We start from the raw sequence: 23911 nt of genomic DNA on the forward strand, positions 1-23911 counted from the left end.
GCCATGAAACGATCGAAGGCTCAGTGAAGCTAACGAACAGTTCATACATATACGGCACAACCATGAGCGCATAAAAAAACCCTCTGGTCGAAACCAAAGGGTTTTTTAAAAATCTGGCAATACCTACTTTCACGCTGGTGGGCACTATCATCGGCTCGCAAAGCTTGACTTCTGTGTTCGGGAAGGGAACAGGTATAACCTTTGCGATATAGTCGCCAGAAAGACCTGACGACGAATATTTCGCCGCCGTCAGGCCGAGTTGTTTGGTAGTAGCAAATGACGTCTTGGAAGCCATCGATTGGCACTTTTCTTGAGTGCGGGATATCGGTGGCCAAACTTTCGCCCGTTAGTATTGGTTTGCTGAACACGTTACCGTGCTTACACGTCCAACCTATCAACCTGGTCGTCTTCCAGGGGGCTTTCGACTAATGTCTACGAATCTTAATCTCGAGGCGGGCTTCACGCTTAGATGCTTTCAGCGTTTATCCTTTCCGAAGTTAGCTATCCAGCCGTGCCGCTAGCGCGACAACTGGTACACCAGAGCTTCGTCCAACTAAATCCTCTCGTACTAAAGTTGAATCCTCTCAAGATTCGAACGCCCACGGCAGATAGGGACCGACCTGTCTCACGACGGTCTGAACCCAGCTCACGTACCACTTTCATTGGCGAACAGCCAAACCCTTGGGAGCTTCTACACCCCCAGGATGTGATGAGCCGACATCGAGGTGCCAAACCGCATCGCCGCTGTGGACGCTCGGATGCGATAAGCCTGTTATCCCCGGAGTACCTTTTATCTGATGAGCGATAACCCTTCCATTCGGGATTACCGGATCACTAAGACCAACTTTCGTTCCTGCTCGACTTATGAGTCTCGCAGTCAAGCACACTTTTACCTTTACGCTCTACGCCTGATTACCGACCAGGCTGAGTGTACCTTTGCACTCCTCCGTTACTCTTTGGGAGGAGACCGCCCCAGTCAAACTGCCCGACTGACACTGTCCTTTGCCCCGATTCAGGGGATCAAAGTTAGAATTAAAATATAACCAGGCTGGTATTTCAACAACGGCTCCCGATGTACTGGCGTACAAAGTTCAAAGCCTCCCAGCTATCCTACACAAATTATATCTCAACCCAATAGCAGCCTACAGTAAAGGTTCACGGGGTCTTTCCGTCTAACCGCGGGTATGTGGCATCTTCACCACAACTACAATTTCACCGGGTCTGTGGTTGAGACAGTGCTCCAATCGTTACGCCTTTCATGCAGGTCGGAACTTACCCGACAAGGAACTTCGCTACCTTAGGACCCTCATAGTTAGGGCCGCCGTTTATTGGGGCTTCGGTCGCCTGCTTCGCTTACGCTAACAGTCTTCCTTAACCTACCAACACCGGGCAGGCGTCAGTCTCTATACATCCACTTGCGTGTTAGCAGAGACCTGTGTTTTTGATAAACAGTCGTTAGAGCCGATTTTCTGTGGCCTCTCTCAGCGTGAACCGAAAGAGGCGCCCCTTATCGCGAACTTACGGGGCCATTTTGCAGAGTTCCTTAACCACAGTTCTCCCGAGCGCCTTAGAATTCTCATCTCGCCTACCTGTGTCAGTTTTAGTACGGTCAGTTGCTTAATCATCGCAGCTTTTCTTGGACGTCCTTCCAATGACTTCGAGAACTTGGATGCTCTCGAGCTATACCTTGGCTATAACCGGACATTTAACCCCGGTCACCTCAGTTTTCGCTACGGACATTTCTATTCGTACCGCTCACTTTCTGGACGCCGTCCCTGCTTTGAATACACAACCGGCGAAGGAATATTGACCTTCTATCCATCGTCTACGCCTTTCGGCCTCGACTAAGGTACCGGCTAACCCTGGGCGGAATTACCTTCCCCAGGAAACCTTAGGCTTTCGGCGAACAGGATTCTCACCTGTTTTATCGTTACTCATTCCGGCATAATCACCCGATGACCCCAACACCGCTCGTTACCGTACGGCTCGTATCTGATCATCGGCGCTCTCCTACCACTCTAGATAAATCTAGAATCCGCTGCTTCGGTGAATTACTTACTCCCGTTCATTATCGGCGCAGAAATGCTCGACTGGTAAGCTGTTACGCACTTTTTAAATGGTGGCTGCTTCTAAGCCAACATCCCAGCTGTCATAGCACTTCAACTTCCTTAGTGACTAAGTAATTCTTCGGGACCTTAGCAGGCGATCTGGGTTGTTTCCCTCTCGACCCTGGAGCTTATCCCCCAGGGACTGACTGCCGAGGTACGGCAACCGGTATTCGGAGTTTGGTTCAGTGAGGTACCCCGGGAAGGGCCCCCATCCGATTCAGTATCTCTACCCCCGGTTACTAATTTACTCGACGCTATCCCTCAAGATATTTCGGAGAGAACGAGCTATCTCCTGGTTTGATTACACTTTCAGTCCTCCCCACAAGTCATCCCCTCAGTTTTCAACCTAAGTGGGTTCGGTCCTCCACGCAGTTTAACCCGCGCTTCAACCTGCTCATGGGTAGATCACACAGGTTTCGCGTCTGCAGCAAACGACAATCGCCCTATTCAGACTCGGTTTCCCTTGGGCTTCGTTCCGTCAGAACTTAACCAAGCCGTTTACCACAACTCGCCGGATCATTATGCAAAAGGCACGCCGTCACACATTAAAATAGTGCTCCGACCGCTTGTAGGCACATGGTTTCAGGTTCACATTCCTCCCCTAGCAGGGGTTCTTCTCACCATTCACTCACGCTACTGGTTCGCTATCGGTCGTTAGAGAGTATTTAGCCTTACGGGATGGTCCCCGTGGATTCAGTCTAGGTTTCACGTGACTAGACCTACTCAGGTGCTTCTAAGGTGCAATGAAGTTTTCGCGTACGGGGCTGTCACCCTCTGTGGCCGGCCGTTCCAAGCCGTTCCGCTAACCAATCACAATCCTATATCGAAGTCCTACAACCCCGCGAGGGAAACCCTCACGGTTTGGGCTATACCGTTTTCGCTCGCCGCTACTAACGGTATCGATTTTTCTTTCTATTCCTCTAGTTACTTAGATGTTTCAGTTCACTAGGTTGTTACAGACATACCTATGTATTCAGTATGCTGCGGTCGGGAATCCCGGGATCATCACTTGTGTGTCAACTTCCCCAGGCTTTTCGCAGACTTCCACGCCCTTCTCCTTCTAACGCCAAGACATCCCCCATGTGCCCTTGATAGATTGGCCACCGAAATCCCGAACTCAAGCCACCGATCCCGACCGCGGCGAACCGCGAACAAAACCGACATTGCTCTTGCTCATAGATTTCAATAGAATCTATTAACGATATCACATAGTGGCCAAACTCATTTAATTGAGCCTGGCCTCTCAAGAATCCAATCGAATCAATCACCAGATCAATCAACCCGTGAAAACACAGGCGTTCATGACTGGCGACGCTTCCAAAGAACTTTATAAACTACCTTGCGTGAATGATTCACCGTGCCCCGGAAAAAGGCCGGCTTCAACATCCACATATGGTGCTCTTTTCAGATGCCAACTACCAAACAACCAAATTGTCAAAAATCAGTTTCCTGAACCACTCGCTGTTGCGAGCAGACCAAGAGACGCTGCCGAAAGCAGCCGGTCGAGATCATTTTCCCCTCACAGTGAGAGATGATCTCGGCCGGTCGTTTTCGAGCGAGCGGAGAAGTTAGCGATGAGCTGACTTCGCGTCAAGCGGAACAGTGAGGAAATCTTTAAAAAGTTTTCATCAGCGTTTCGCTTGAAAACCACAACTGAGAACCTGCCGGAGCGATGAAGCTCGCGACCACTTCTCGGTTGCGGGTTGGGAAGAATAGCGATCCGTCGCCGGAGGTCAAGTTCAATCTGAAACAAAATTTCAAATTGTTTTCATTGACCGTTTTATCTCGTTGTTCGGACGGTTACTCGCGGCAAGAACGACCAGCCAATGGCTAGTTACTCTTATCCCGCGAAGACGCGTCCGAGCGAGACAAACTCACTCACTTCCAACATCTTCTAGTGGAGGTAGACGGACTTGAACCGACGACCCTCTGCTTGCAAAGCAGATGCTCTCCCAACTGAGCTATACCCCCTTGGGTTGAAGCTCGACAGAGTAACGCAGAAGGTGATTCAGGGAAACCTGTAATCTCGGCCTTCGGCGATTCCTTTTCGAACCTCAAAAATGGGCGTGCCAGAACTCGAATCTGGGACCTCGTCGTTATCAGCGACGCGCTCTAACCAACTGAGCTACACGCCCGTGTACCCCGGTCTCGCGACCAGAGGGGACGAAGTGTAGGAACTTTTTGACGCTTGTCAAAGGCTCTTTTGCCTGGAAATGCGTCGAAAATTCGCAAAATTTCAGTCGCTTGGTACGCGAGTTCGAAGCTTTTCACTCCGGCACGAGCAAGTTTTTTCGGGTTAGTCAGGGTGAATACTTGAATCGACATTCCCTTCAACAACATGGTTCAGGCAAAATAGCTCGATCCGGTGCGGAAAATCCGTTCCGACCGTTAATCACAGTGGTCCCGGCCGGCTCGATGCCGAGAACTCCGGTCGCCGTGACGAACAGTCGACAATCTCCGCCCCTTCCATTCGTGAACAAGCCTCCACGTTAAATCGGTACCATCAGAAGGATTTGAAGCGTCACCATGAACCATTCGCTGTCCCCGCAGTCACCATGCCTGCATCCTCTTGCTCTCTCGCTGGCGATCGCTGCCGCGTTGACGAGTGCCTCCTTGTCACAGGCCGCGCCGCCTTCTCCCGCTGCCGCTCTGGGTCTGAAACCCGTCCAAAATGGCGTCGAATTCGACGAAGTCACGAAGGACCAAGTCAGTCGCTGCGAAGTCCGCGATATTGAACGAGACGACTGGTCCGGTTGGGAGGTTCTGGGGCCTGACGGGACCATGTTGCGACGGTTTGCCGACACCAACGGGGACAAAAAAGTCGACCTTTGGAGCTACTTTCAATACGGAGTCGAGGTCTACCGGGACGTCGATGCCAACTACAACGGGAAAGCGGATCAGTACCGCTGGATGGCGACCGGGGGCACACGATGGGGCCTGGATTCAGATGAAGACGGGGTCATCGACGAATGGAAAACCATTTCGGCCGAAGAGGTCACGATGGAGCTGATCGCGGCACTCGCCGACCAAGACGCGACTCGATTTGCTGCCCTCCTGGCCACCCCTTCGGACATCCGTGGGGTCGGAATCACCGGCGATCTGCGAGACAGCCTTACCAAGAAAGCCGTCCGTGCGGCGTCCAAGTTCAAGGACTTTGCCCGGTCCCAACGAATCGTCAATCGAGACTCAAAATGGCTGCAATTTGCGGCCACTTCACCGGGTGTCATGCCGGCCGGCGAACCTGGCTTCGACAAAGACGTCACCGCCTACGAGAACGCCGTAGCGATGTTTGAATCCGGCAACAAATCAGGACAATTGATGGTCGGCACCATCTTGCGTGCCGGTGATACTTGGAAGCTCCTCGACCTTCCGACACTCGCTGAAAACGGGGAACCGATCGCTCAGTCGGGCGGGAATTTCTTCACTCCCGGCGGTGTCACCGCCCCAACATCGAACGGTTCGAGCGCCGGTGACGCCAAGACGCAAAAACTCGTCGGCCAACTCGAGGCGATCGATTCTCGCTTGGCTCGGGCAACTGAAACAAAGGACCTCGCCGTCCTCAACGCCAAACGGGCTGACGTCGTTGCAAGCCTGATTGATGCGGCCACTTCCTTGGAAGAACGCGATACATGGACCCGCCAACTGGTCGACACGGTAAGTGTTGCCGTGCAAAGCGGTGCCTACCCAGAGGGTTTGTCGCGGTTGCAATCGCTCGCCCGTTCACTGTCCAAATCGAGTGCACCGGAAAGCAAAGCTCTTCGTGCCTACACCGAGTATCAGTTGATCGGAACCGAGTACATTGCTCGCCAAAGCCCCGACGCTGACTTCGCAAAGATTCAAGAATGGTGGTTGGGCGAACTGACCGAGTTCACCGAGCGTTACCCACGTGCCCCTGAAACCGCATCGGCCAAACTACAACTCGCACTCAGCAAAGAGTTTGAGGGTGACGACAAGGCCGCGTTGAAGCTCTACAAGGAAGTCGCCAGCGATTTCCGCGGAACCGACGCCGCCGAACGGGCCACCGGCGCCGCGGTGCGTTTGCAATCGGTCGGCCGCGAGGTCGAATTGGAAGGCCGCACGATCCAAGGCAAGCCGTTCCGGTTAAGCCAAATGCGGGGTCGCCCCATCGTCTTGCACTACTGGGCAACCTGGTGCGAGCCGTGCAAACAGGACATGAAACGCCTTCGCAGCCTTCAAGCCCGCTACCAGCGTGCGGGCCTGCAATTGGTCGGTGTCAACATCGACAATTCGCGTGAACAGGCCATCGCCTACCTGAAAGAAAACTCCGTTCCGTGGGTTCAGCTCTACGAAGACGGCGGACTCGAAGGCAGCCCATTGGCCAAACAATTCGGCGTCCAGACCCTACCTACGATGATGCTGATTGACAGTAAAGGACGTGTGGTTCGCCACAACGTGGGCGAAGCGGAACTCGACAGCGAATTAGCTGAGTTGCTGAAATAGACCGGTTGACCCTCTGCAAAAGCAGATTGATATCTATAGGCCCGTTCCTTGATTGGAGCGGGCCTTTTTTGTTTGCCGACAGCAAGGCGTTGATTGACAATCAACCGATCGTTGGCGGCAGAATCTACTCACCCACCGTGATCCTGCAGGCTGCCCCGCAAGATCGCAACATTGCCCTTCCCACGCGGAATTCCCGCCACGTCAACAACGAGAAATGCCATGCGAATCGGCGTCCCAACCGAAGTAAAATCTGACGAATACCGAGTCGCGTTGTTGCCCGTCGGCGTGGAGGAACTACGCAGCCGGGGCCATGAGGTGTTGATTCAATCGGGCGCCGGAGCCGGTTCGGGCATGCCTGACGAAGTCTATCGCAAGGCCGGCGCGGTCATCGTCGATGACGCCAAAGGAGTCTTTGCGTCAGCGGACATGATCATCAAAGTGAAAGAGCCCCAACCGAGTGAATATGAATTGATCCGGCCGGGTCAAATTGTTTTCACGTACTTTCACTTCGCCGCGAGCGATTCACTCACCGAAGCGATGCTCGCATCGGACGCCTCATGCTACGCGTACGAAACACTTCGCGACGATGAAGGGCGACTTCCTCTGCTGACGCCGATGAGCGAAGTGGCCGGACGCATGAGCATCCAACAAGGGGCAAAATACCTCGAACGACCGCAGATGGGACGCGGCATTCTGCTAGGTGGTGTACCAGGAGTTGCACCGGCGCACATTACGATCTTGGGTGGCGGCATTGTCGGTGCCAACGCGGCTCGAATCGCGGCCGGTTTTCAGGCGGACGTGTCGATCCTCGATGTCAATCTCGACCGGCTTCGGTATCTCGATGACATCATGCCGGCGAACGTGAACGTGCTCTTCAGCGATCGACATACTATTCTCGAAGAGATCCAACGAGCCGATCTCGTCGTCGGCTCGGTGTTGATCCCAGGTGCGAAGGCCCCTCAATTGGTCCGCGAATCGGACTTGAAGATGATGAAACCGGGCAGCGTGATTATCGACGTCGCGGTTGACCAAGGCGGCTGTATCGAAACCAGCCGCCCCACGACTCATAGCGACCCGACCTACATCATCGATGATGTCGTTCACTACTGTGTCGCCAACATGCCCGGTGCGGTAGGCCGCACGAGTACGTTTGCCCTTTGCAACGCGACCCTGCCGTATGTCATTCGCTTGGCCGGTCAGGGCGATGCGACTCCTTCCGGATCACTCGCCTCGGCGTTGAACATTCATCGTGGCGAGATCGTTCATCAAGCCGTGGCGGACGCGTTCAACGGGGCTTCTTAAAAAGTCGTTTTTTCCCGTCTTTTGCGGTGTCAAATCGACGTTCCAACCTCACCCTCCTCCGACCCCAACAGGTCGGAAGAGGTCATTGCTGGACCTAGTACTTCATCGTCGCCCCGACGCTGAAACCGACGAACAACACATCGTCACCGGCGTCAAGCGATTGAACCGGTGCCCGTGCCCCGACGATCGATGGGATGTGGTCCTCGGCCGTTGCGACTTGGCCGAGGTACCAGAGTTCGGTACCGGCGTGCAGCGACAACAGTTCGCCGACTTGGTAGTTCACACCGTTGCTCAGCTCGATCATGTAGGCGAAGTCGCCGTCATCATCTCGCATTGCGTAGAGGCGTTCGTCTTGGTCGTCGACCACTGCGGTGGCTTCGGACAGGTTCCAGTAACCACCGGCCCGTGCTCGCAGATACGTTGAACCGAAGCGGCAAACCGGGCTGTACATGTCCAATCCGACCTGCAGACCGATCAGGTCGTTCTGCGTGTCGGCGTAGATATATCCGTTGTCGGCCGGTGCGGCACCGTTGGACGCGGTGTAGCGGTACTCCTCTTCGAAGCTGATGTAACGAGCACCGAAGAGCAGTTTCGCGATGTCCCAAGCGACCGACGTGCGGCTCGCTTCGGCACTCCAGTAGGTCGACTCATAGCGTTGGCTCTGGAAAGCAATCGGGTCGCTCGGATCGTCCGCAGGACCCGTTGCTTCGGGGTCATACAGGAACGTGAAACCGATGTCCTGATCGGCGAGTGCACTGCCGAGCAAAACGGCGGGCACTCGTTCGGAGAGGAACGTGCTGCCCGTCACGCCTGCAGCGCTGTTGGACATATTCCAATTGATCGGTCCGGTGAAGCTGACTTCGGTACCGCTGACGCAGTCTGGCACGGTTCCGATCGTGACCCGCGGGGCGAGTTCAAAGTCGTATTCGTCCATCGAAAACTCGCGTGAACGGGTGAACCGCGACAGGTCCTCCCGACGCATCAGCAACGCCTCAACCCGTCCATAGCAGAACGGATCGCAGGTCGGGCAACTCATGCATGGGGCACCGCCGTAGCCGCCGTAGCCGGCACCGTTGCAGTTCCCGCCGCACTGGCCGGTACACTGCCCGTTGCCGCATTCGCCGGTACTGCACTGGCCGGTACTGCAGCTGCCGCTGTTGCAACCCACCTGGGCGATTTCGCTATCGAGATTCGACAGCGGCCCGGGCAGCAAACTGGACATCTCCGAGGCCGGTACGACCTGGAACGACTGTCCCTCGTGTTGCAAACTCTTGAGCAGTTGTGCGTCAGCGACTGACCCGGTGAGCGAACACGCGAGCGTTGCCAGAGCGACACCGATACCGGCCCGGAAGCGGGAAACAGCCCCGCTCGAGCACTTCTGGGTGCGAGGAATCCAAGTAATGTTCATGATCCGAACCTCGAGACATTGTTTGGCGGTCACCAGACCGACACGTTGCGAATGACAGAATTTTGTTGTTGCGACTAACGGATAACCAACTGGTCATCTACAGGACCAAAAACCGACTACGGACCAGGCGAATGATTTCAGTCGCCTGTTCGCGGGTGCGGCAGACGCCCCGAACGATCACTTGGTCCTTCATCTCCGCCAAGCTAATGCGTGCCGTCGGATGAGTTTCACGAATTTCACGCATCAGGGGTGATTCCGTGACTTTCGGCACGGGAACAGCCTCTTTCTGCGGTTTCGTGTCTTGCTTCGCTGCAGCCGGTTTGGGCAGAGCGAATCCGGCAAGTTTTGCCGGAACAATCGGGGCCGCCGAAACGGTCCCGGTGTGTTCTCTTCTGGCCGTCGGAATCATCGGAGGTGCAGCCACCTCGACATGTTTCCGATGACGTTGAATGCGTTTCACGGGCGAACCGTCCGATCCCGCCGATGCGACCCAATGCCGACTCGGCGCGGGCAGCGGTGGCAGGTTCTCGGTTGTGGTTTTGGTCGGTTTTCGATCGCGGGTTGCCGTCGGTCCGGTCGCCGCGAAGGCATCCGCCGGTGGTGGCGGGATAACAAACCCGGTGGGGCCTGCATCGATCGGTTGCGGTTCCGCCGAGGCTTGCTCTGTGACCGGCGTTCGATCGGAATCGTTCGATTCAGAGAAATCGCTGAACGAGAACATCACCGGCTCGTGCGTCTCCTCCTGAACCGCCGCGACTCGCGTTTGGATTTCGTTGGATACCACATGCGGCCGAACGGCGGGCTTTGTAGTGACCGTCGCAGGGACAGGCGTTTCGGCCGGTATGGCTTTGGCGGTCGTTTGCGGTTCCGGCACGGGCGTCTGAGCGACCGAGGGGACTCCCCACTGCGGTCCGTTCACCGGCTCGGCCGCGTCGCTGCTGGACTGCCCATCGGACGAAAACCCGTTGCGTCGCATCGAAACGATGCGTGGGTGGTTCGTTGCGGTGGGAGCGTTTTGGTTCAACACGACAACGGGTTGATCGATCAGATCGGACGGCCCGCTGGCCATCGGATTAACCCGAATCTTCGACGGATTCGGCTTGCTGACCTCGACCGACGGAGTCACCGACCGCGGGTTACCGATCGGTACCAGACCAACCGCCGTGCCGATGCTTTTGAGTCGCAGTTCGGAGTACTGAAGATCCGACGTTTGCACGACCCCTTTGGCTTGGGCACTTTGTTGCCCTTCGCCCTGAGGAGCGTTTGCAAACAAGCTCGCGGGCAACGACGTCGGACTGACGTATGGATTGCTGCGGACGTGCCCTCCGCTCGTGTGAGCGTCGGCCGCGGATGCAGTTCCCTCGACGAGACCGCATGAGGCGATTCCCACCGATACACCGGCTCCCAGCTTGAGCCAGTTTGATTCAATCAAACCGGCTAGCCAAATTCGCTTCTTAGAGACCCGTCGACACTGACGGAACTCACGAGGCATCTCTCTGTCCATAGCGGAATCCTTACGCTCACGATCTGTTGGATCATGTACCCCCCCGGCACATTTTCCGCTCCGACACTCACAGGTATTCACCAACGGATTGTCGGACAACCTCTGTATCGTCGACCGGTGGCGCCGACATTAACGATTCTCCGAGATGCAGCGGTGGTTCCGCTGGAATCAATCGTTCCGAACGTCCGATTCGCACCGATTGCAACGCTGGCGAACGGACTCATACGCCACCAATGCCGCCGAAACCGAGACGTTGAGGCTGTCGACATGACCCGCCATCGGTAGGTGAATTCCGGGGATTTTCGCCATCGGAGGCTTCTCCCCCGAAAGTTTTTGGTCGTTTCGCCGAGCAGGCGACCGCCATTCTTGCCACCGTTGGGCCAGTCCATCCGCTTCGCTGCCCATGATTACCGCCGTTCGACCACGCGGCCCCGCTGCACTCAAATCGACCGTATACAACGACGTCGATCCTTCCACCCTCATCGCAAACATCTCGTCGACGTGATCGGACAGGTACTCTGCAATTTCCGACGCCGTGCCCGATGCCGCGGGTACGGTAAACACCGCGCCGAGTGACCCGCGGATCGCATTGGCGTTGAAACGATCACTCGGGCAATCACTCAACAAAACCGCAGAAACGCCCGCCCCGTCCGCGGTCCGAAAAATCGCGCCGATGTTGCCAGGTTTTTCCACCCGATCGAGCACCAACACCAAACCGGGCCGCAACTCCGGAAGATCCGCGAGCGAATCGCCCGGATGGACAAACTCCGCGAGGCACCGGTCATCCGCCTCGCCGTAACAAACCTTTGCGAAGAGTTCACGGGTCACGCCCCGATACACACCCGACTCGATCGCATGTGCTCGAACACTTTGCAATTCCGGACCGCCATCGATCGGCAGGGTCTCGCCGGCGACCTGCTCATAGAAGCCGAGCAGACGCATCCCTGACTCGATCGCCCGCAGCGTCTCGCGAGCTCCATCCACTAAAACCACCCCAGCGGCTCGTCGGCGACGGTTGTTCCGAAGACCGGCCAACCGTCGGATCGTCGCGTTTTGGCTGCTGCGGAGAATTTCCAAGGGGGTCGGCCTTTCTGGTGCCCGTTCGTCGATGGGCTGATCGGGTGAGGTTTGTTATTCTTGGCGGAGCTTTATCGTTCACGATACCGACCGGCTGTTCAACACCCTAGCCGTCGCAGTCGTCGCCATGATCCATCCCCGCCTCATCAAAGTCGAACCAACATGTCGGAGGTCACCTGCCTCGCCGTCGAGACCCGCCGCGACCAAAAAGCGTTCTTGGAACTCGAACGGCGACTCTACCGCGACGACCCGAACTGGGTTCCGCCGTTGTGGGATGAACGCAAAAAGCTCGTCGGTTTCAAACCCCACCCTTTCTACGAAGACGCCGAGGCACAGTGCTTTCTCGCCAAGCGTGGTGATGTGGTGGTCGGCCGGGTGGTCGCAATCGTCAATCACGCTCACAACCGTACCCACAAAGACACGATCGGCTTTTTCGGTTTCTTCGAATGCGAAGACGACCAGGAGGCCGCCACCGCGCTGCTTTCCGCCGCCTGCGATTGGCTCCGCGATCGGAACATGACCGTCGCCCGCGGACCGGTCCACCCCAGCCTCAACTATGAGGTCGGACTCCTCGTCGACGGGTTCGATTCGCCACCGACATTCTTGATCACCTACAACAAGCCGTACTACGAGAAGCTGATCAATTCATTCGGCTTCGAAAAGTCGCAAGACATCTTCAGCTACGAAGCCTCGATCGACATCCTCAGCGAACTCGACCCCAAGATGATGTACATCATGGAAGAGTCGATGAAGCGATTCAAAGCAACGACCCGGCCGATCCGACGATCACACTTCAAGGAAGACGTTCGGATCTTCCTCAACATCTACAACCAATCGCTCAAACAAACCTGGGGTTACGTCCCAATGAGCGAAGCCGAGGTCGATGAACAAAGCAACGGACTCAAACATTTGCTCGTCCCCGAATTGACCAGCATCGCGGAAATCGATGGCAAACCCGTCGGCGCCGGATTCGGTTTGCTCGACTACAACCCGATCATCCGCCGCATCGGTGGCAAACTGCTTCCGTTTGGTTGGCTGCACTTGCTGCTGGGACGAAAGAAAATTAAACGGCTGCGTTTGGTCAGTGCGAACGTGCTGCCCGAATATCAAAAATGGGGTCTCGGTCTGGTCACGCTCTATCCGATCGTGCCCGCTTCGATCGACTACGGGATCACCGTCGGTGAGTTCTCGTGGGTGCTCGAGAGCAACCAACTCTCACGCGGAACGATCACCCGCGGTGGTGCGACCTGCACCAAGACACATCGCATCTACGACCGACCGATCGTGGACGTCGCCCCCGACAATCCGGACTCCGACCCGCAGGCGGACTCAACTCCGTGAACCAAGGACCGAACCAACAACCGAGCGGCGGGAACGAACCTCCGCGCGGCGATGTGCTCGACGTTGATTCCATCCTCGGTCCCGGCGGCAGCATCAGCCGGCGACTGAGCAACTACGAACCACGCGAACAGCAACTCGCGATGGCTCGCGAGGTGGCCGCTGCCATCGATGCAAAAGAACACCTGATCGCCGAAGCCGGAACGGGGACGGGCAAGAGTTTCGCTTACCTCGTTCCCGCGATCCTCTTCGCAACCCGCAACCAAGCCGAGGGGAAACGCCCCGCCGTCGACTCCGATCCTGACGATCAAATCGACGACGTCGTCTCCCAACCCAAAAAAGCCACCTCAGACGAAAACCAACGCCGACGCGTGCTGATCTCAACACACACGATCAGCTTGCAGGAACAACTCGTCGGCAAAGACATTCCACTGCTCAACAGTGTCATCCCGCGAGAGTTTTCCGCCGTGCTCGTCAAAGGTCGCGGCAACTACCTCTCGATCCGCCGGATGCAACGTGCCGTCGCGAAATCCACGTCGCTGATGGCAAACGACTTCCAAATCCAACAACTGCGAAACATCCAAAAGTGGTCCAAAGAAACCAATGACGGATCGCTCGCCTCGTTGGAAATCAAACCCGATGCGGCCGTTTGGGACGAAGTCCGCAGCGATACGGGAAACTGCCTACGGAGCAAATGCCCGCACTTCAAAGAGTGCTTCTATTTCCGCGCCCGACGCCGAGCCCAAAACGCACAGGTGTTGATCGTCAACCACGCGATGCTGTTCACCGACATGGCGATGCGGCGGCAAGGGTTCTCGCTCCTGCCGGACTACGACGCCGTCATCCTCGACGAATGTCACACCATCGAATCCGTCGCCGGCGATCACCTCGGCATGCGTTTGACCAGTGGCCAGTTCGACTATCTGTTTGATCGGCTTTACAACGATCGGCAACAAAAAGGTCTACTCGTTGCGCACGGACTGGAAGGTCTCCAAGCCGAGGTCGATCGATGCCGCTACGCCGCGAGCAACCTTTTCGCGGACGTCCTCGATTGGTTCGAACAAACCAAGTCCCGCAACGGACGCGTCCACCATCCCGACTTGGTCAGCAACCCGTTGAGCGAACCGATGGAGATACTCGCGCGGAAACTGCGGGCTCACGCCGACGCTCAGGAAAACGATTCCGATCGGCAAGATTTCCAGTCCGCTCACGATCGACTGCTCGCCCTCGCGGGAGGTCTGCGGGAATGGCTGGCTCAAAAAAGTGAACATGAATGTGTTTACTGGGTCGAGACCACCGGAAACCGACGCGGGCGAGACCGCGTTTCTCTCTCCGCATCGCCCATCGACATCGGTGCAACGCTCCGAACCGAGCTGTTTCAAAACGACGATATCGATTCGGTCGTCATGACCAGCGCGACACTGGCCAGCGGTGACGAACAAAAGTTCTCGTTCTTCCGCAGCCGCGTCGGGCTGACCGGAGGACGCAACCTACAGGTCGGCAGCCCGTTCGACTATCAAAAGCAAGCCAAACTCGTCATCGTCAACGGTTTGCCCGATCCTTCGTCGCAGCGTGAAGATTTCGAACGGTCGATCCCGCAACAAATCAAACGGTTCGCCGACTACTGCGACGGTCACACCTTTGTACTCTTCACCAGCTACGCGTTACTGCGACGCTGCGCCGAAGCGATCACGCCGTGGCTGATCGAAAAGAATCTCGAACTCTACAGCCAAGCAGGCGAACGAAACCGCACCCAATTGCTTGACGCGTTTCGCGAGAACCCACGCGGCGTGCTGCTAGGGACGGACAGTTTTTGGCAAGGCGTTGACGTTCCCGGTGATGCACTCACCAACGTCATCATCACCAAATTGCCGTTCTCCGTCCCCGATCATCCGCTGCTCGAAGCCCGTTTGGAAGCCATCCGCGCCGCGGGCGGGAACCCGTTCTCTGACTACCAACTCCCCGAAGCCGTCATCAAGTTTCGTCAAGGTTTTGGACGGTTGATTCGCACCCGCAGCGATGAGGGAATGGTCGTCGTCCTCGATGGCCGTATCAAAACCAAACCCTACGGGCGGCGGTTCCTCAGCTCTCTCCCCGAGATGCCTATTCTCAACGTGCAACCGACTAAGAAACGTTCCCGCAAGTCCTGACACGACCACTGCGACGAACGCCACCGACGCGCATCGTCTCGCTCCGCTGCGGTATACTCCGAACGAATTCTCCACATGAGTCGTTCGCGAAAAGAGTGAAAGCATGCCAGCATCTCCGATCATTGTCCGATGTGGCAAATGCCAACAACGCATGAAAGTCGTCCCGCTGGCGACCGCGTCCCAAGTCAAATGCGTTGGCTGCGGAACCATGCTGCGGATCGCCGGAACCGACACCGCGAAACCTGCCGCCCAACCTCGACCTGCTGCGCCGCAACCCACCCCTGCGCCGCAGCCCGCTTCGACATTCACTCCCGGGACTGCACCCACTCCCGGACCTGCGAGCTTTCCAAATCAACCACCACAACACCGCCCCCGCCCCCGCCCCGCAACGTCCCCGACGGTAAACCCGGGACCATCGAAACCAAAAGGCGGAATCCCCAAGTGGGTCTTTTTCGTCGTCGGTGGTGTCATCCTTCTTCCTATTATCTGCTGCGGCGCGATCGGGCTCGCGTTTCAATCACGAATCAACAGCGGTAAACCCGTACCGATTGCTGTCTCGCTCAAAGCAGCCCTCCCGCCCGCGCAGTTTCCACGACTCCGCAACCCCGAAATGACGTATCCCTCGGGAGTGAAGCGTTACTTCGTCCGCATCGCCGCCAACCCTGCTATTCCTGGCCAAACGATGCAGATGCGTGTCTTTGTTCCTCCCGGAGACCACGCCGATCGATCGCTGCCCTGCGTCCTCACGGCACCGGCGGGTACCCCGATGCTTCACGGCGTCACGCTCGAAGAGAACGATTCCTACGATGCAGAAACGCTGCCGTACGCCGAAGCCGGCTTTGTTGTGATTCAGTATTCCCTCGACGGCGGCTTGCCCTCGGGCGCCGAGACGGAAGACGAAGAAGCCATGATGCGTTTGATCAGCAAAGCCTATCCAGCGTTCAAGGAAGCCGGCGCCGGAGTCGTCAACGGACGTAATGCAATCGAGTTCGCACTGAACTCGTTAAAGATGGTTGACCCCAATCGAATCAGTTGTGCCGGGCACAGTTCCGCCGGCAGCCTCTCGTTGCTGCTGGCCGCACACGATGATCGAATCTACCGGTGTGTCGCCTACGCCGCCGCATACGACCTGGAATCGCGAATGGGTGACATGACGTCAAATCTCGTCGTTCGCACGATCTTTCCCGGTATCAACGAATTCATTGTGGAGTCATCTCCGACGAACCATATCGATACGCTCGATTGTCCGGTGTTGGTTTTCCACGCACGAGACGACAGCAACGTGCCTTTCCGGGACGCCGAAACGTTCGTCAGCCTAGCGAAGTCTGCAGGGAAAAACGTCACGTTCGAAGCCACACCCACCGGTGACCACTACGAATCGATGATCAACCCCGGCATTCCCACCGCGATCGGATGGCTGCAAGAAGAGTAAGCCGATCGCGAAAGTGGCAGCACGTTCGTCGATACATGCTCTAGTTCCAATCGCCCGCGAGCTGCAGTACGAAATCAATCGCCTCGATCGTCGCGGTGTCCTCCGCCTCGTCCACGTCCGAAACGGCTTGCACCACCGGAACATCGACAACGCCAATGCTCTGATCGCTCGATAAACTCACCAACACAGCGTTGGCCGCGGCGTTGAGCGTATCGGAACCTGCCGAGTCACGGATGATTGCGTGATCATCACCGCCACCACCTTGTATTCGGATGTCGTCGACATCAAAAACGCCGATCGACTGCCTGGGCGTAGTGACCGAGAACTCACCCGGCCGCGTGCGGATCTGTTCGGCGTCGACGCTCCCGCGATACTCCACCCGGTCTTGACCTCCGAGTCCATCTATCAGCACGAGCGATGCCTGCTCGGGTGAAACAATCACACCCGGTTCGTCATTGACAAAGATCTGAAAACCCTGCTCACCGAGATTCTCGATGATGATCTGGTCATCACCGCGGGTCCCATCGATCGTCAGTGCCGGCGTACCCGCGTTGGACGCCAATTCTCCACGCACATTAGCCGAGGCGACAAACATCCGTTTGGTAACCGCCGTCAGGACTTCACCGAAGTTGTAGTCGATCGCCGTTTGGTTTTCCCCCAGTGTGACGCCGCTGAACGCGTTCAATCCATCGGGTGTACCAATGGTTTCACCGAGAGGCAAAACCCGACCGGGAGTAATCGACGCGTCGCCAAAACCGGATGGCTGCTCTTCGATCATCCGGTAGTTCCCCGCAGGAACGTTCAGGAAAACATAGCTGCCGTCGGCCGCGGTCGTGGCGGTTCGGGCAACACCACCATCGGCCGACTCCAAACGTACCGTCACACCGGGCAATCCGAATTCAACCGGGTCAAAGACACCGTCAAAGTCGTTGTCGGTGTAGACAAACCCTTGAATACTGCCTTCGACGGAATCAAGTTGTCGATTCGCAAAGTCCAAATCTGCTCGATCCACGCCACTTTGGTTGGCGATCGAATACTCTGCGGGCGTTGGTGGATTGAGAAACCCTGTCGGCACCACTTCGGTTATCCGATGAGTCCCCGGCCCCACGTTGTCGAACTCATATCGTCCATCAGCATCCGTCATCGCCGTCAAATCAACACTGCCGTCACTGTCCAGGTCCAATTCAACCGTCGTCTCGATACCAGGTTCCCCGGCGTCTTGAATATCGTTTCCGTTGACGTCCTCAAACACGACGCCGCTCAGCGTTGTCAGCGTGAAATTTCCGAATAACAGGTCTTCGACCGTTGCCGGCGGATCGACATCAACCTCGATGACGCCGTTCCCACCAGGAGCGGTCTGGACCGCATCGACCGGCAGCATCTCCGCAACGCGATGCATACCCGCGGGAACGTTTTCAAAAACGAACGACCCATCGGCGGCCGTCTGAACACTGCGAACGTCACTCCCATCGCTATCCACATCGAGCTGGACCGTGATTCCTTCGACACCGGGCTCACCCGCCTGCCGCAGGCCGTCGCCGTTGACATCGTCGAATTTGAAACCGGACACCGTCGTGGTCACTTCTCGGTTTCCGAAGTCGAGCCCTTCGATGTCGGCTCCACTCGTGACGCTTTGCACGTAACCGTTGTCGTTCACCGGCAGCGTTTGGACAAAACCCGGGGGCAACACTTCACGAATAGTATGTTGACCGGGTCCGACATCCGCGAACCCATAATTTCCCGCCGCGTCCGTGGTAGTGGTTCGGTCAACGGAACCGTCACTATCCAGGTCCAAATTAATCGTGACCCCTTCAACGCCGGTTTCACTATCGTCGCGAACGGAATCACCATCGGCATCATTGAACTTGGAACCCGAAAGAGTGACTAGGGTGAAGTTGCCGATATCAACGTCAGCGATGTTCTGGTTGTCTTGGTTGAGGGTAAGGTTTGCCAAGGAATCCGCAGGCGTTGTCTGCTGCGTACCAGTGGGTGGAATTTCATTGACGGAGTACACGCCTTTGGGAAGATCGTCGAAAAGATAGTTCCCGTTGGCGTCGGTGGTGACCGGTGCGATGGTCATTGCCTCATCCGTACGAGTCAGCTCAATCGTCACGCCTTCGACACCGGGTTCCCCAGCGTCGCGTGTTCCGTTGCCGTTGAGGTCATCGAACTTGACCCCGCCGATCGACCCGCCAACGATCTGCAATCCGACCTGAACGATATTGAGTGCGTCAGAAATGACCTCCGTCTGATCGATTCCGGCAACGCCATCGAGCACCGCCGCATCCGCAAACGACATCGCCCCGCTGAGCCCCGCGGTCAAAAAGGTTTCATCCGCATTGGCAACTGCGACAAACGGCAACTCACTAAACACCTCTGGAGCGGCGACACCGATCGCTTGGCCTTGGCCCAACGCCGGCAAGGCTCCGCCGCGAACGTCCTGCAGTTCAAACTCAGGATTGTTCACATCAAACTCTCCGTCACCCGGCGGGACGTTCAACGAACCGACCGCACGCTGGAGCGGGAACGATGGAGTCACCAAGCGGTCATCGCTTGGCAACTGGGGATTCCCCGACGCGTCGAGATTCGCATCGCCTTCGAATCGGAGCGTCTCCCCGTTCCAGTCCAGATCGAGAGGCAGGGCGATCACGCCTACCGGGTCATCGATGGGTTCATCCCGAATGTCTTGCACCTGAAACGCCACATACACGGTCTCCCCACGAAGCACCGGGCCACTGATTTCGACGGGCGGGTCGTCCTCTGGATCCGGAAATTGAGTCCCCGAATAAAATCCGATATCGACCCCGAGCGTCGCGAGCACCCGTCGATCTTCGAGCGATTCGAGCAGCAAACGTCGGCCACGATGGTAGAACGAGCGTTGAGTGAGGGGGGGCATAGCTGGCACCGAGGGTGAATCAGGAAACCTACGGAGTTCAGGATAAACCGATTCCCCCAGATTGCCATGAATGAGCCCCCTGGTCCCAAAAATTCCATCCGGGTTTGACTCTTTTGGCTCAAGTTTGCTAACCCGAAACCCGACACCGCTCGCCCTCGCGTCGAAAGACACGTGCGACGTGCTCAAACGATTGCTCACACTACCAATTGGATGTCCCCTTTGACGTGTTTCACGACCCCGGTCCACCACCGGTCAAACACCTCCGAACGCATCCCGCCGGCCCCGGCAATCCATCCTCGATGAGTTTTACTGGAATTCCAACGTGAATTTGTTTCCTCGAATCGTCCTGATTGCATTCGCGTGCGTGATTTTCACGTCCGGTTGTTGGACGACGCGCGCCCCAGCGCAAGAATCCTACGAATCCCCGTCGACATCCACGCGGAGGATTCCCGTGCGACGCTTTGCCGGCCCGAACCGCCAGCCCACGCGCGTTCTGACGGAAAAGCCAGGCGAACAACCCGGTGTCGTCACCCGCGTTGAAATTCGAAACGAAGACGGAGAGCTGATCGACGGGGAGCTCGACGAAAACGAATACTTCCTCGGCGCCGAACCCATGCCGGTCACCATCGGCCAAAAAATCCCGACGCAGCTCTCCTCGTCACCGACGTTCGATTACGAACCCGAATTCCCTGACGCTACATATCATGACCCCGCATATACGCAGGATGGCGAGGTGTATATGCAAGATGGAGACATCCAGTACATCGACGGAGACGTCGATTTGCATGGGCCCGTTCTGGCTCCTAACCCCGACATGGCCACATGCGAGAGTTGCGGAGAAGTCGGCAATTATCAGCCCGGGGAATTTTGCGAATCCTGCCAACACCCTGGCCGAGTCTACGACCCCCGAGTCGAACACATCGCGAGCTTCCTGGCGCACCCCTTCAAGGGCTTTTGGGCACGCGCTGAATACGTGCATCTGAACATCAACGGTCAATCCGCACCCGCGCTCGTCACCACCAGCACCACGGGCACGATCCGCGAAGACGCCGGCGTGCTCGGACTCAGCAGCACATCCATTCTCTTCGGAGCCGACGAACTCGGTGATGACGAACGATCAGGCGGACGATTTGAAATCGGACGCTACTTCGGAAACTCCGGCCTCGGACTCTCCGCGTCGATCCTGTTTGCAGACGATGTCGACCAAAACTTCTCAGGCGATTCGGTCGCCTACGGCATCTTGGCTCGTCCGTTTGTCGACGTCTCCCCAGGAGGTCTCGGGAACGACGCCGAACTCGTTGCCTTCCCCGGTGAACTGGTTGGTAACATCGACGTCCGCTCTTCGACCAGTTTCCACGCCGGCGATGTCTTGCTGCGGGGGATGTTGATCAGCCAACCCGATCGCGAACTCGAAGGCCTCTTCGGATACAGCTACATCCGTCTCGATGACGATATATCGATCCACGATTTCAAACGGGTAATCGGCGGAGGAGGCGGGCTCGCCGTCAACACCACGCTCGACGAAACCGACCGTTTTGCGACCGATAACAACTTCCACGGGGCCGCCTTTGGCGTTCGCGGTCGAACCTGTTTCGGGCCGTGGTCTCTCGCGACCACCATGAAGCTCGGACTCGGCGTGACCAGCTCCACACTCACTGCCTCCGGATCGACCACCACGTCCGTGCCGATCACTGGAGGAACCGATGTCTCGACGCGTAACACCGGACTGCTCGTTCAAGACACCAACGCGGGATCACGCGACCACGATGAGTTCGCCGTTGCCCCAGAAATCCGTTTGGTCCTCAATCGCCGATTCAACCGCGATTGGAGCTTCTCGGTCGGGTACCACTTTCTGTACCTCAGCCGTGTCTTGCGAGCGGGCGAACAAATCGATCCGCTGCTCAACCTCACCGCCCTCGATCCCGGCGGACTGCAAGGGTATGAGGCACCGCAGAGGTCCGCCTTCTACAACGACCTCACCGCTCAAGCAATCACGATCGGATTGCTTGGCGAGTTCTAACGAAATGCGTGCGGTAGCGTCGAAGAGCTGAAAGATAGCAGCCGCCGATTCTGCGCGATTGGAATCGCCTGGAGGCTGCACTCTAACCGACGATCTACCAGATTCGAATTCGATCTTCTGGGGCGACGTACAGTGGGTCGTCTTCATCGACGCCGAACGCGTCATACCACTCGTCCATGTTGCGAACGATCCCGTTGACGCGGTACTCACTCGGGCTGTGCGGGTCGGTGATCAATCGTTTGCGAAGTTCCTGCTCGCGGTACAAACGACGCCAGATCTGCGACCAACCCAAAAAGAATCGCTGATCCCCTGTCAGACCATCGATGACCGGTGCCTCTTCGTCACCGAGTGACAAGCGATAGGCGGCATAAGAAACCGCGAGCCCACCCAGGTCGCCGATGTTCTCGCCCAACGTCAACTCGCCGTTGACGGTCATGTCTTCGAACGGTTTGAACTCGCCATACTGCTCGACCAAACCCGATGCCCTCGCTTCGAACTCTTCGCGGTCTTTGGGTGTCCACCAATTTCGCAAGTTGCCGTCGCCATCGTACTTGCTGCCCTTGTCGTCAAACCCGTGGCTCAGTTCGTGACCGATGACCGCCCCGATACCGCCGTAGTTCACCGCGTCGTCGGCGGCCATGTTGAAGAACGGCGGTTGCAGGATCGCAGCCGGAAACACGATCTCGTTCATCGTCGGGTTGTAGTACGCGTTGATCGTTTGCGGAGTCATGTGCCACTCGTTGCGATCGATCGGACCACCGAGTTTGGCCAGGTCTCGCTCAAACTCAAACGTGGCCGCCGCGATCATGTTGGTCGCCGGCGACTCGTCGGTAATCTGCAACGACGAGTAGTCCTTCCACTCATCCGGATACCCGATCTTCGTCGTGAACTTGGCCAGTTTCGCGAGCGCCTGTTTCTTTGTCCCTTCACCCATCCACGGACGCGACATGATCCGTTGAGCAAACGCCGCCTTGAGGTTTTCAACCAACTCGTTCATCCGAGCCTTCGCCTCGGGAGTGAAGTGTTTCTCCACATAAAGCTGCCCAACCACTTCGCCGAGCACCGAACCGGTCGCATCCACGGCTCGTTTCCACATCGGTTGTTGTTCGTCCGTTCCCGAAACCGCTTTGCCGTGAAATTCGAAATGGCGTCGTTCGAGGTCTTCGCTAAGGAACGCCGCGTACGAATCGATCACATGAAACGCGAGGTAGTTCTTCCACGCGTCGAGTGAACCGTCCGCGATGACATCGTCAATTTCGGAGAAATACGTCGGCTGACGAACGACCACAGCATCCTGATCGCTGATCTTCGCGGATTCCAACATCGCACCGATCGGGAACTTTTCCACTAGCTCGGCGAGTTCTTCTAGGGTCTTGCGATTGTAGGTCGCTTCCGGGTCGCGGTTCTCAGTCTTGGTCCATTGACGCTCGGCAATCTGTTTTTCGATCGCGATCACTTCCTTCGCCGCCTCGCCGGCATTCTCGACACCGATCGCTGCGAGCATGTCAGTCACGTACACCTCAAGTTGCTCGCGTAGTTCCACGTACCGGGCATCGTCTTCGAGGTAATAGTCTCGATCCGGGAGTGTCAGACCAGACTGTGTCAGATAAACGATGTACTGGTCACTGTTCTTCGCATCGACACCGACATACGGAGCGAAGGGACCATAGACGCCCTTCTGAACCAACAACCCAAGCGCCGCGGCGAGCGATTCTTTCGAATCGATATCGTTTGCGATCTTCAGCACCGATTCGATCGGATTGATACCCGACGCGTTTCGTTGCTCCACATCGAGTACCGATCGGTACATGTCACCGACCTTCTGCGACGGCGTACCTTTCGCGGCATCTTCTTCGGCCGCGGCTTCAATCAGCGTTCGAACTTGTTGGCGAGTCTCGTCATCGAGAACCGTGAAAATTCCATAGTTCGACTTGTCTGCCGGAATGGGGGTGTTCTCCAACCATTTCTCGTTGGCGTACAGATAAAAGTTCTCACCCGGAGCGACCTTTTCGCTGAACAGCGATTGATCGATTCCTGACACCTTTTCGTCAACAGTCGTCTGTTCATCCGTAGTCACCGACGCGTCCATCGCGACGACGTGACGTGAAACCGGAAACAGAAGCAGTGAGGGGATCGAGACCCAAAGGACCGCAGTGAAGAGTTGCGTCAATGTGCGTTTCATCGAAAGTCGCGGGGTAGGAAGAAATGTTCGATC

General features: G+C 56.8%; 11 protein-coding genes, 2 tRNA genes and 2 rRNA genes. 6 read left to right on the top strand and 9 right to left on the bottom strand.

Annotated features, from left to right (window positions below; genetic code table 11):
- Positions 1-111: 111 nt before the first annotated feature.
- The 4 genes from rrf to RSSM_RS08865 all read right to left on the bottom strand — a co-directional run bounded on the left by rrf (position 112) and on the right by RSSM_RS08865 (position 4243).
- Positions 112-220, bottom strand: a 5S ribosomal RNA gene (gene rrf, locus RSSM_RS08845).
- A 107-nt stretch (positions 221-327) separates the two neighbouring features.
- Positions 328-3210, bottom strand: a 23S ribosomal RNA gene (locus RSSM_RS08850).
- 796 nt (positions 3211-4006) lie between these two features.
- Positions 4007-4079, bottom strand: a tRNA-Ala gene (locus RSSM_RS08860).
- Between the two features lie 90 nt (positions 4080-4169).
- Positions 4170-4243: transfer RNA gene (locus RSSM_RS08865), tRNA-Ile, on the bottom strand.
- 391 nt (positions 4244-4634) lie between these two features.
- On the opposite strand from RSSM_RS08865, the gene RSSM_RS08875 reads away from it, so the two are divergent.
- Both RSSM_RS08875 and ald read left to right on the top strand, forming a co-directional pair.
- On the top strand, positions 4635-6569 hold the full coding sequence (locus RSSM_RS08875) for a TlpA disulfide reductase family protein (protein ID WP_008676890.1): 1935 nt from the start codon (positions 4635-4637) through the stop codon (positions 6567-6569).
- Positions 6570-6788: 219 nt separating this feature from the next.
- The gene (ald, locus tag RSSM_RS08880) at positions 6789-7871 is read left to right on the top strand and encodes an alanine dehydrogenase (RefSeq protein ID WP_044301925.1); all 1083 of its coding nucleotides are present in this window, start codon (positions 6789-6791) and stop codon (positions 7869-7871) included.
- Positions 7872-7965: 94 nt separating this feature from the next.
- Here the strand turns inward: ald and RSSM_RS08885 are convergent, their stop codons facing one another.
- The 3 genes from RSSM_RS08885 to RSSM_RS08895 all read right to left on the bottom strand — a co-directional run bounded on the left by RSSM_RS08885 (position 7966) and on the right by RSSM_RS08895 (position 11860).
- Positions 7966-9279: a hypothetical protein gene (locus tag RSSM_RS08885; protein ID WP_144059665.1), complete on the bottom strand. Its 1314-nt coding sequence runs from the start codon at positions 9277-9279 to the stop codon at positions 7966-7968.
- A gap of 97 nt (positions 9280-9376) precedes the next feature.
- Positions 9377-10771 carry a hypothetical protein gene (locus RSSM_RS33640; protein ID WP_008676897.1) on the bottom strand — a complete coding sequence of 465 codons (1395 nt, stop codon included), beginning with the start codon at positions 10769-10771 and terminating at the stop codon, positions 9377-9379.
- Positions 10772-10951: 180 nt separating this feature from the next.
- On the bottom strand, positions 10952-11860 hold the full coding sequence (locus RSSM_RS08895; protein ID WP_008676902.1) for a TrmH family RNA methyltransferase: 909 nt from the start codon (positions 11858-11860) through the stop codon (positions 10952-10954).
- Between the two features lie 162 nt (positions 11861-12022).
- Here RSSM_RS08895 and RSSM_RS08900 point away from each other — a divergent pair, with 162 nt between their 5' ends.
- From RSSM_RS08900 to RSSM_RS08910, 3 genes are all read left to right on the top strand, one after another.
- On the top strand, positions 12023-13201 hold the full coding sequence (locus RSSM_RS08900) for a hypothetical protein (RefSeq protein ID WP_008676903.1): 1179 nt from the start codon (positions 12023-12025) through the stop codon (positions 13199-13201).
- Positions 13198-15348 (top strand): ATP-dependent DNA helicase, encoded by a 2151-nt coding sequence (locus RSSM_RS08905; protein ID WP_008676905.1) that lies wholly within the window; start codon positions 13198-13200, stop codon positions 15346-15348. Before RSSM_RS08900 ends, RSSM_RS08905 begins: the two co-directional genes overlap by 4 nt.
- A 103-nt stretch (positions 15349-15451) precedes the next feature.
- Entirely contained in the window at positions 15452-16780 is a 1329-nt protein-coding gene (locus tag RSSM_RS08910) for an alpha/beta hydrolase family protein (protein ID WP_008676907.1), read from the top strand.
- A 40-nt stretch (positions 16781-16820) separates the two neighbouring features.
- Here the strand turns inward: RSSM_RS08910 and RSSM_RS08915 are convergent, their stop codons facing one another.
- Positions 16821-19676 (bottom strand): SdrD B-like domain-containing protein, encoded by a 2856-nt coding sequence (locus RSSM_RS08915; RefSeq protein WP_008676908.1) that lies wholly within the window; start codon positions 19674-19676, stop codon positions 16821-16823.
- A 451-nt stretch (positions 19677-20127) separates the two neighbouring features.
- Between RSSM_RS08915 and RSSM_RS08920 the strand changes: the two genes are divergently transcribed.
- Positions 20128-21696, top strand: a complete 1569-nt coding sequence (locus tag RSSM_RS08920) for a BBP7 family outer membrane beta-barrel protein (protein WP_008676912.1) — start codon at positions 20128-20130, stop codon at positions 21694-21696.
- A gap of 94 nt (positions 21697-21790) precedes the next feature.
- Here the strand turns inward: RSSM_RS08920 and RSSM_RS08925 are convergent, their stop codons facing one another.
- Complete coding sequence (locus tag RSSM_RS08925; protein ID WP_008676914.1) at positions 21791-23878, bottom strand: M13 family metallopeptidase; 2088 nt, start codon at positions 23876-23878, stop codon at positions 21791-21793.
- Between the last annotated feature and the right edge of the window lie 33 nt (positions 23879-23911).

Source organism: Aporhodopirellula sallentina SM41 (assembly GCF_000346505.1).
In the GTDB taxonomy this organism is placed as follows: domain Bacteria; phylum Planctomycetota; class Planctomycetia; order Pirellulales; family Pirellulaceae; genus Rhodopirellula; species Rhodopirellula sallentina.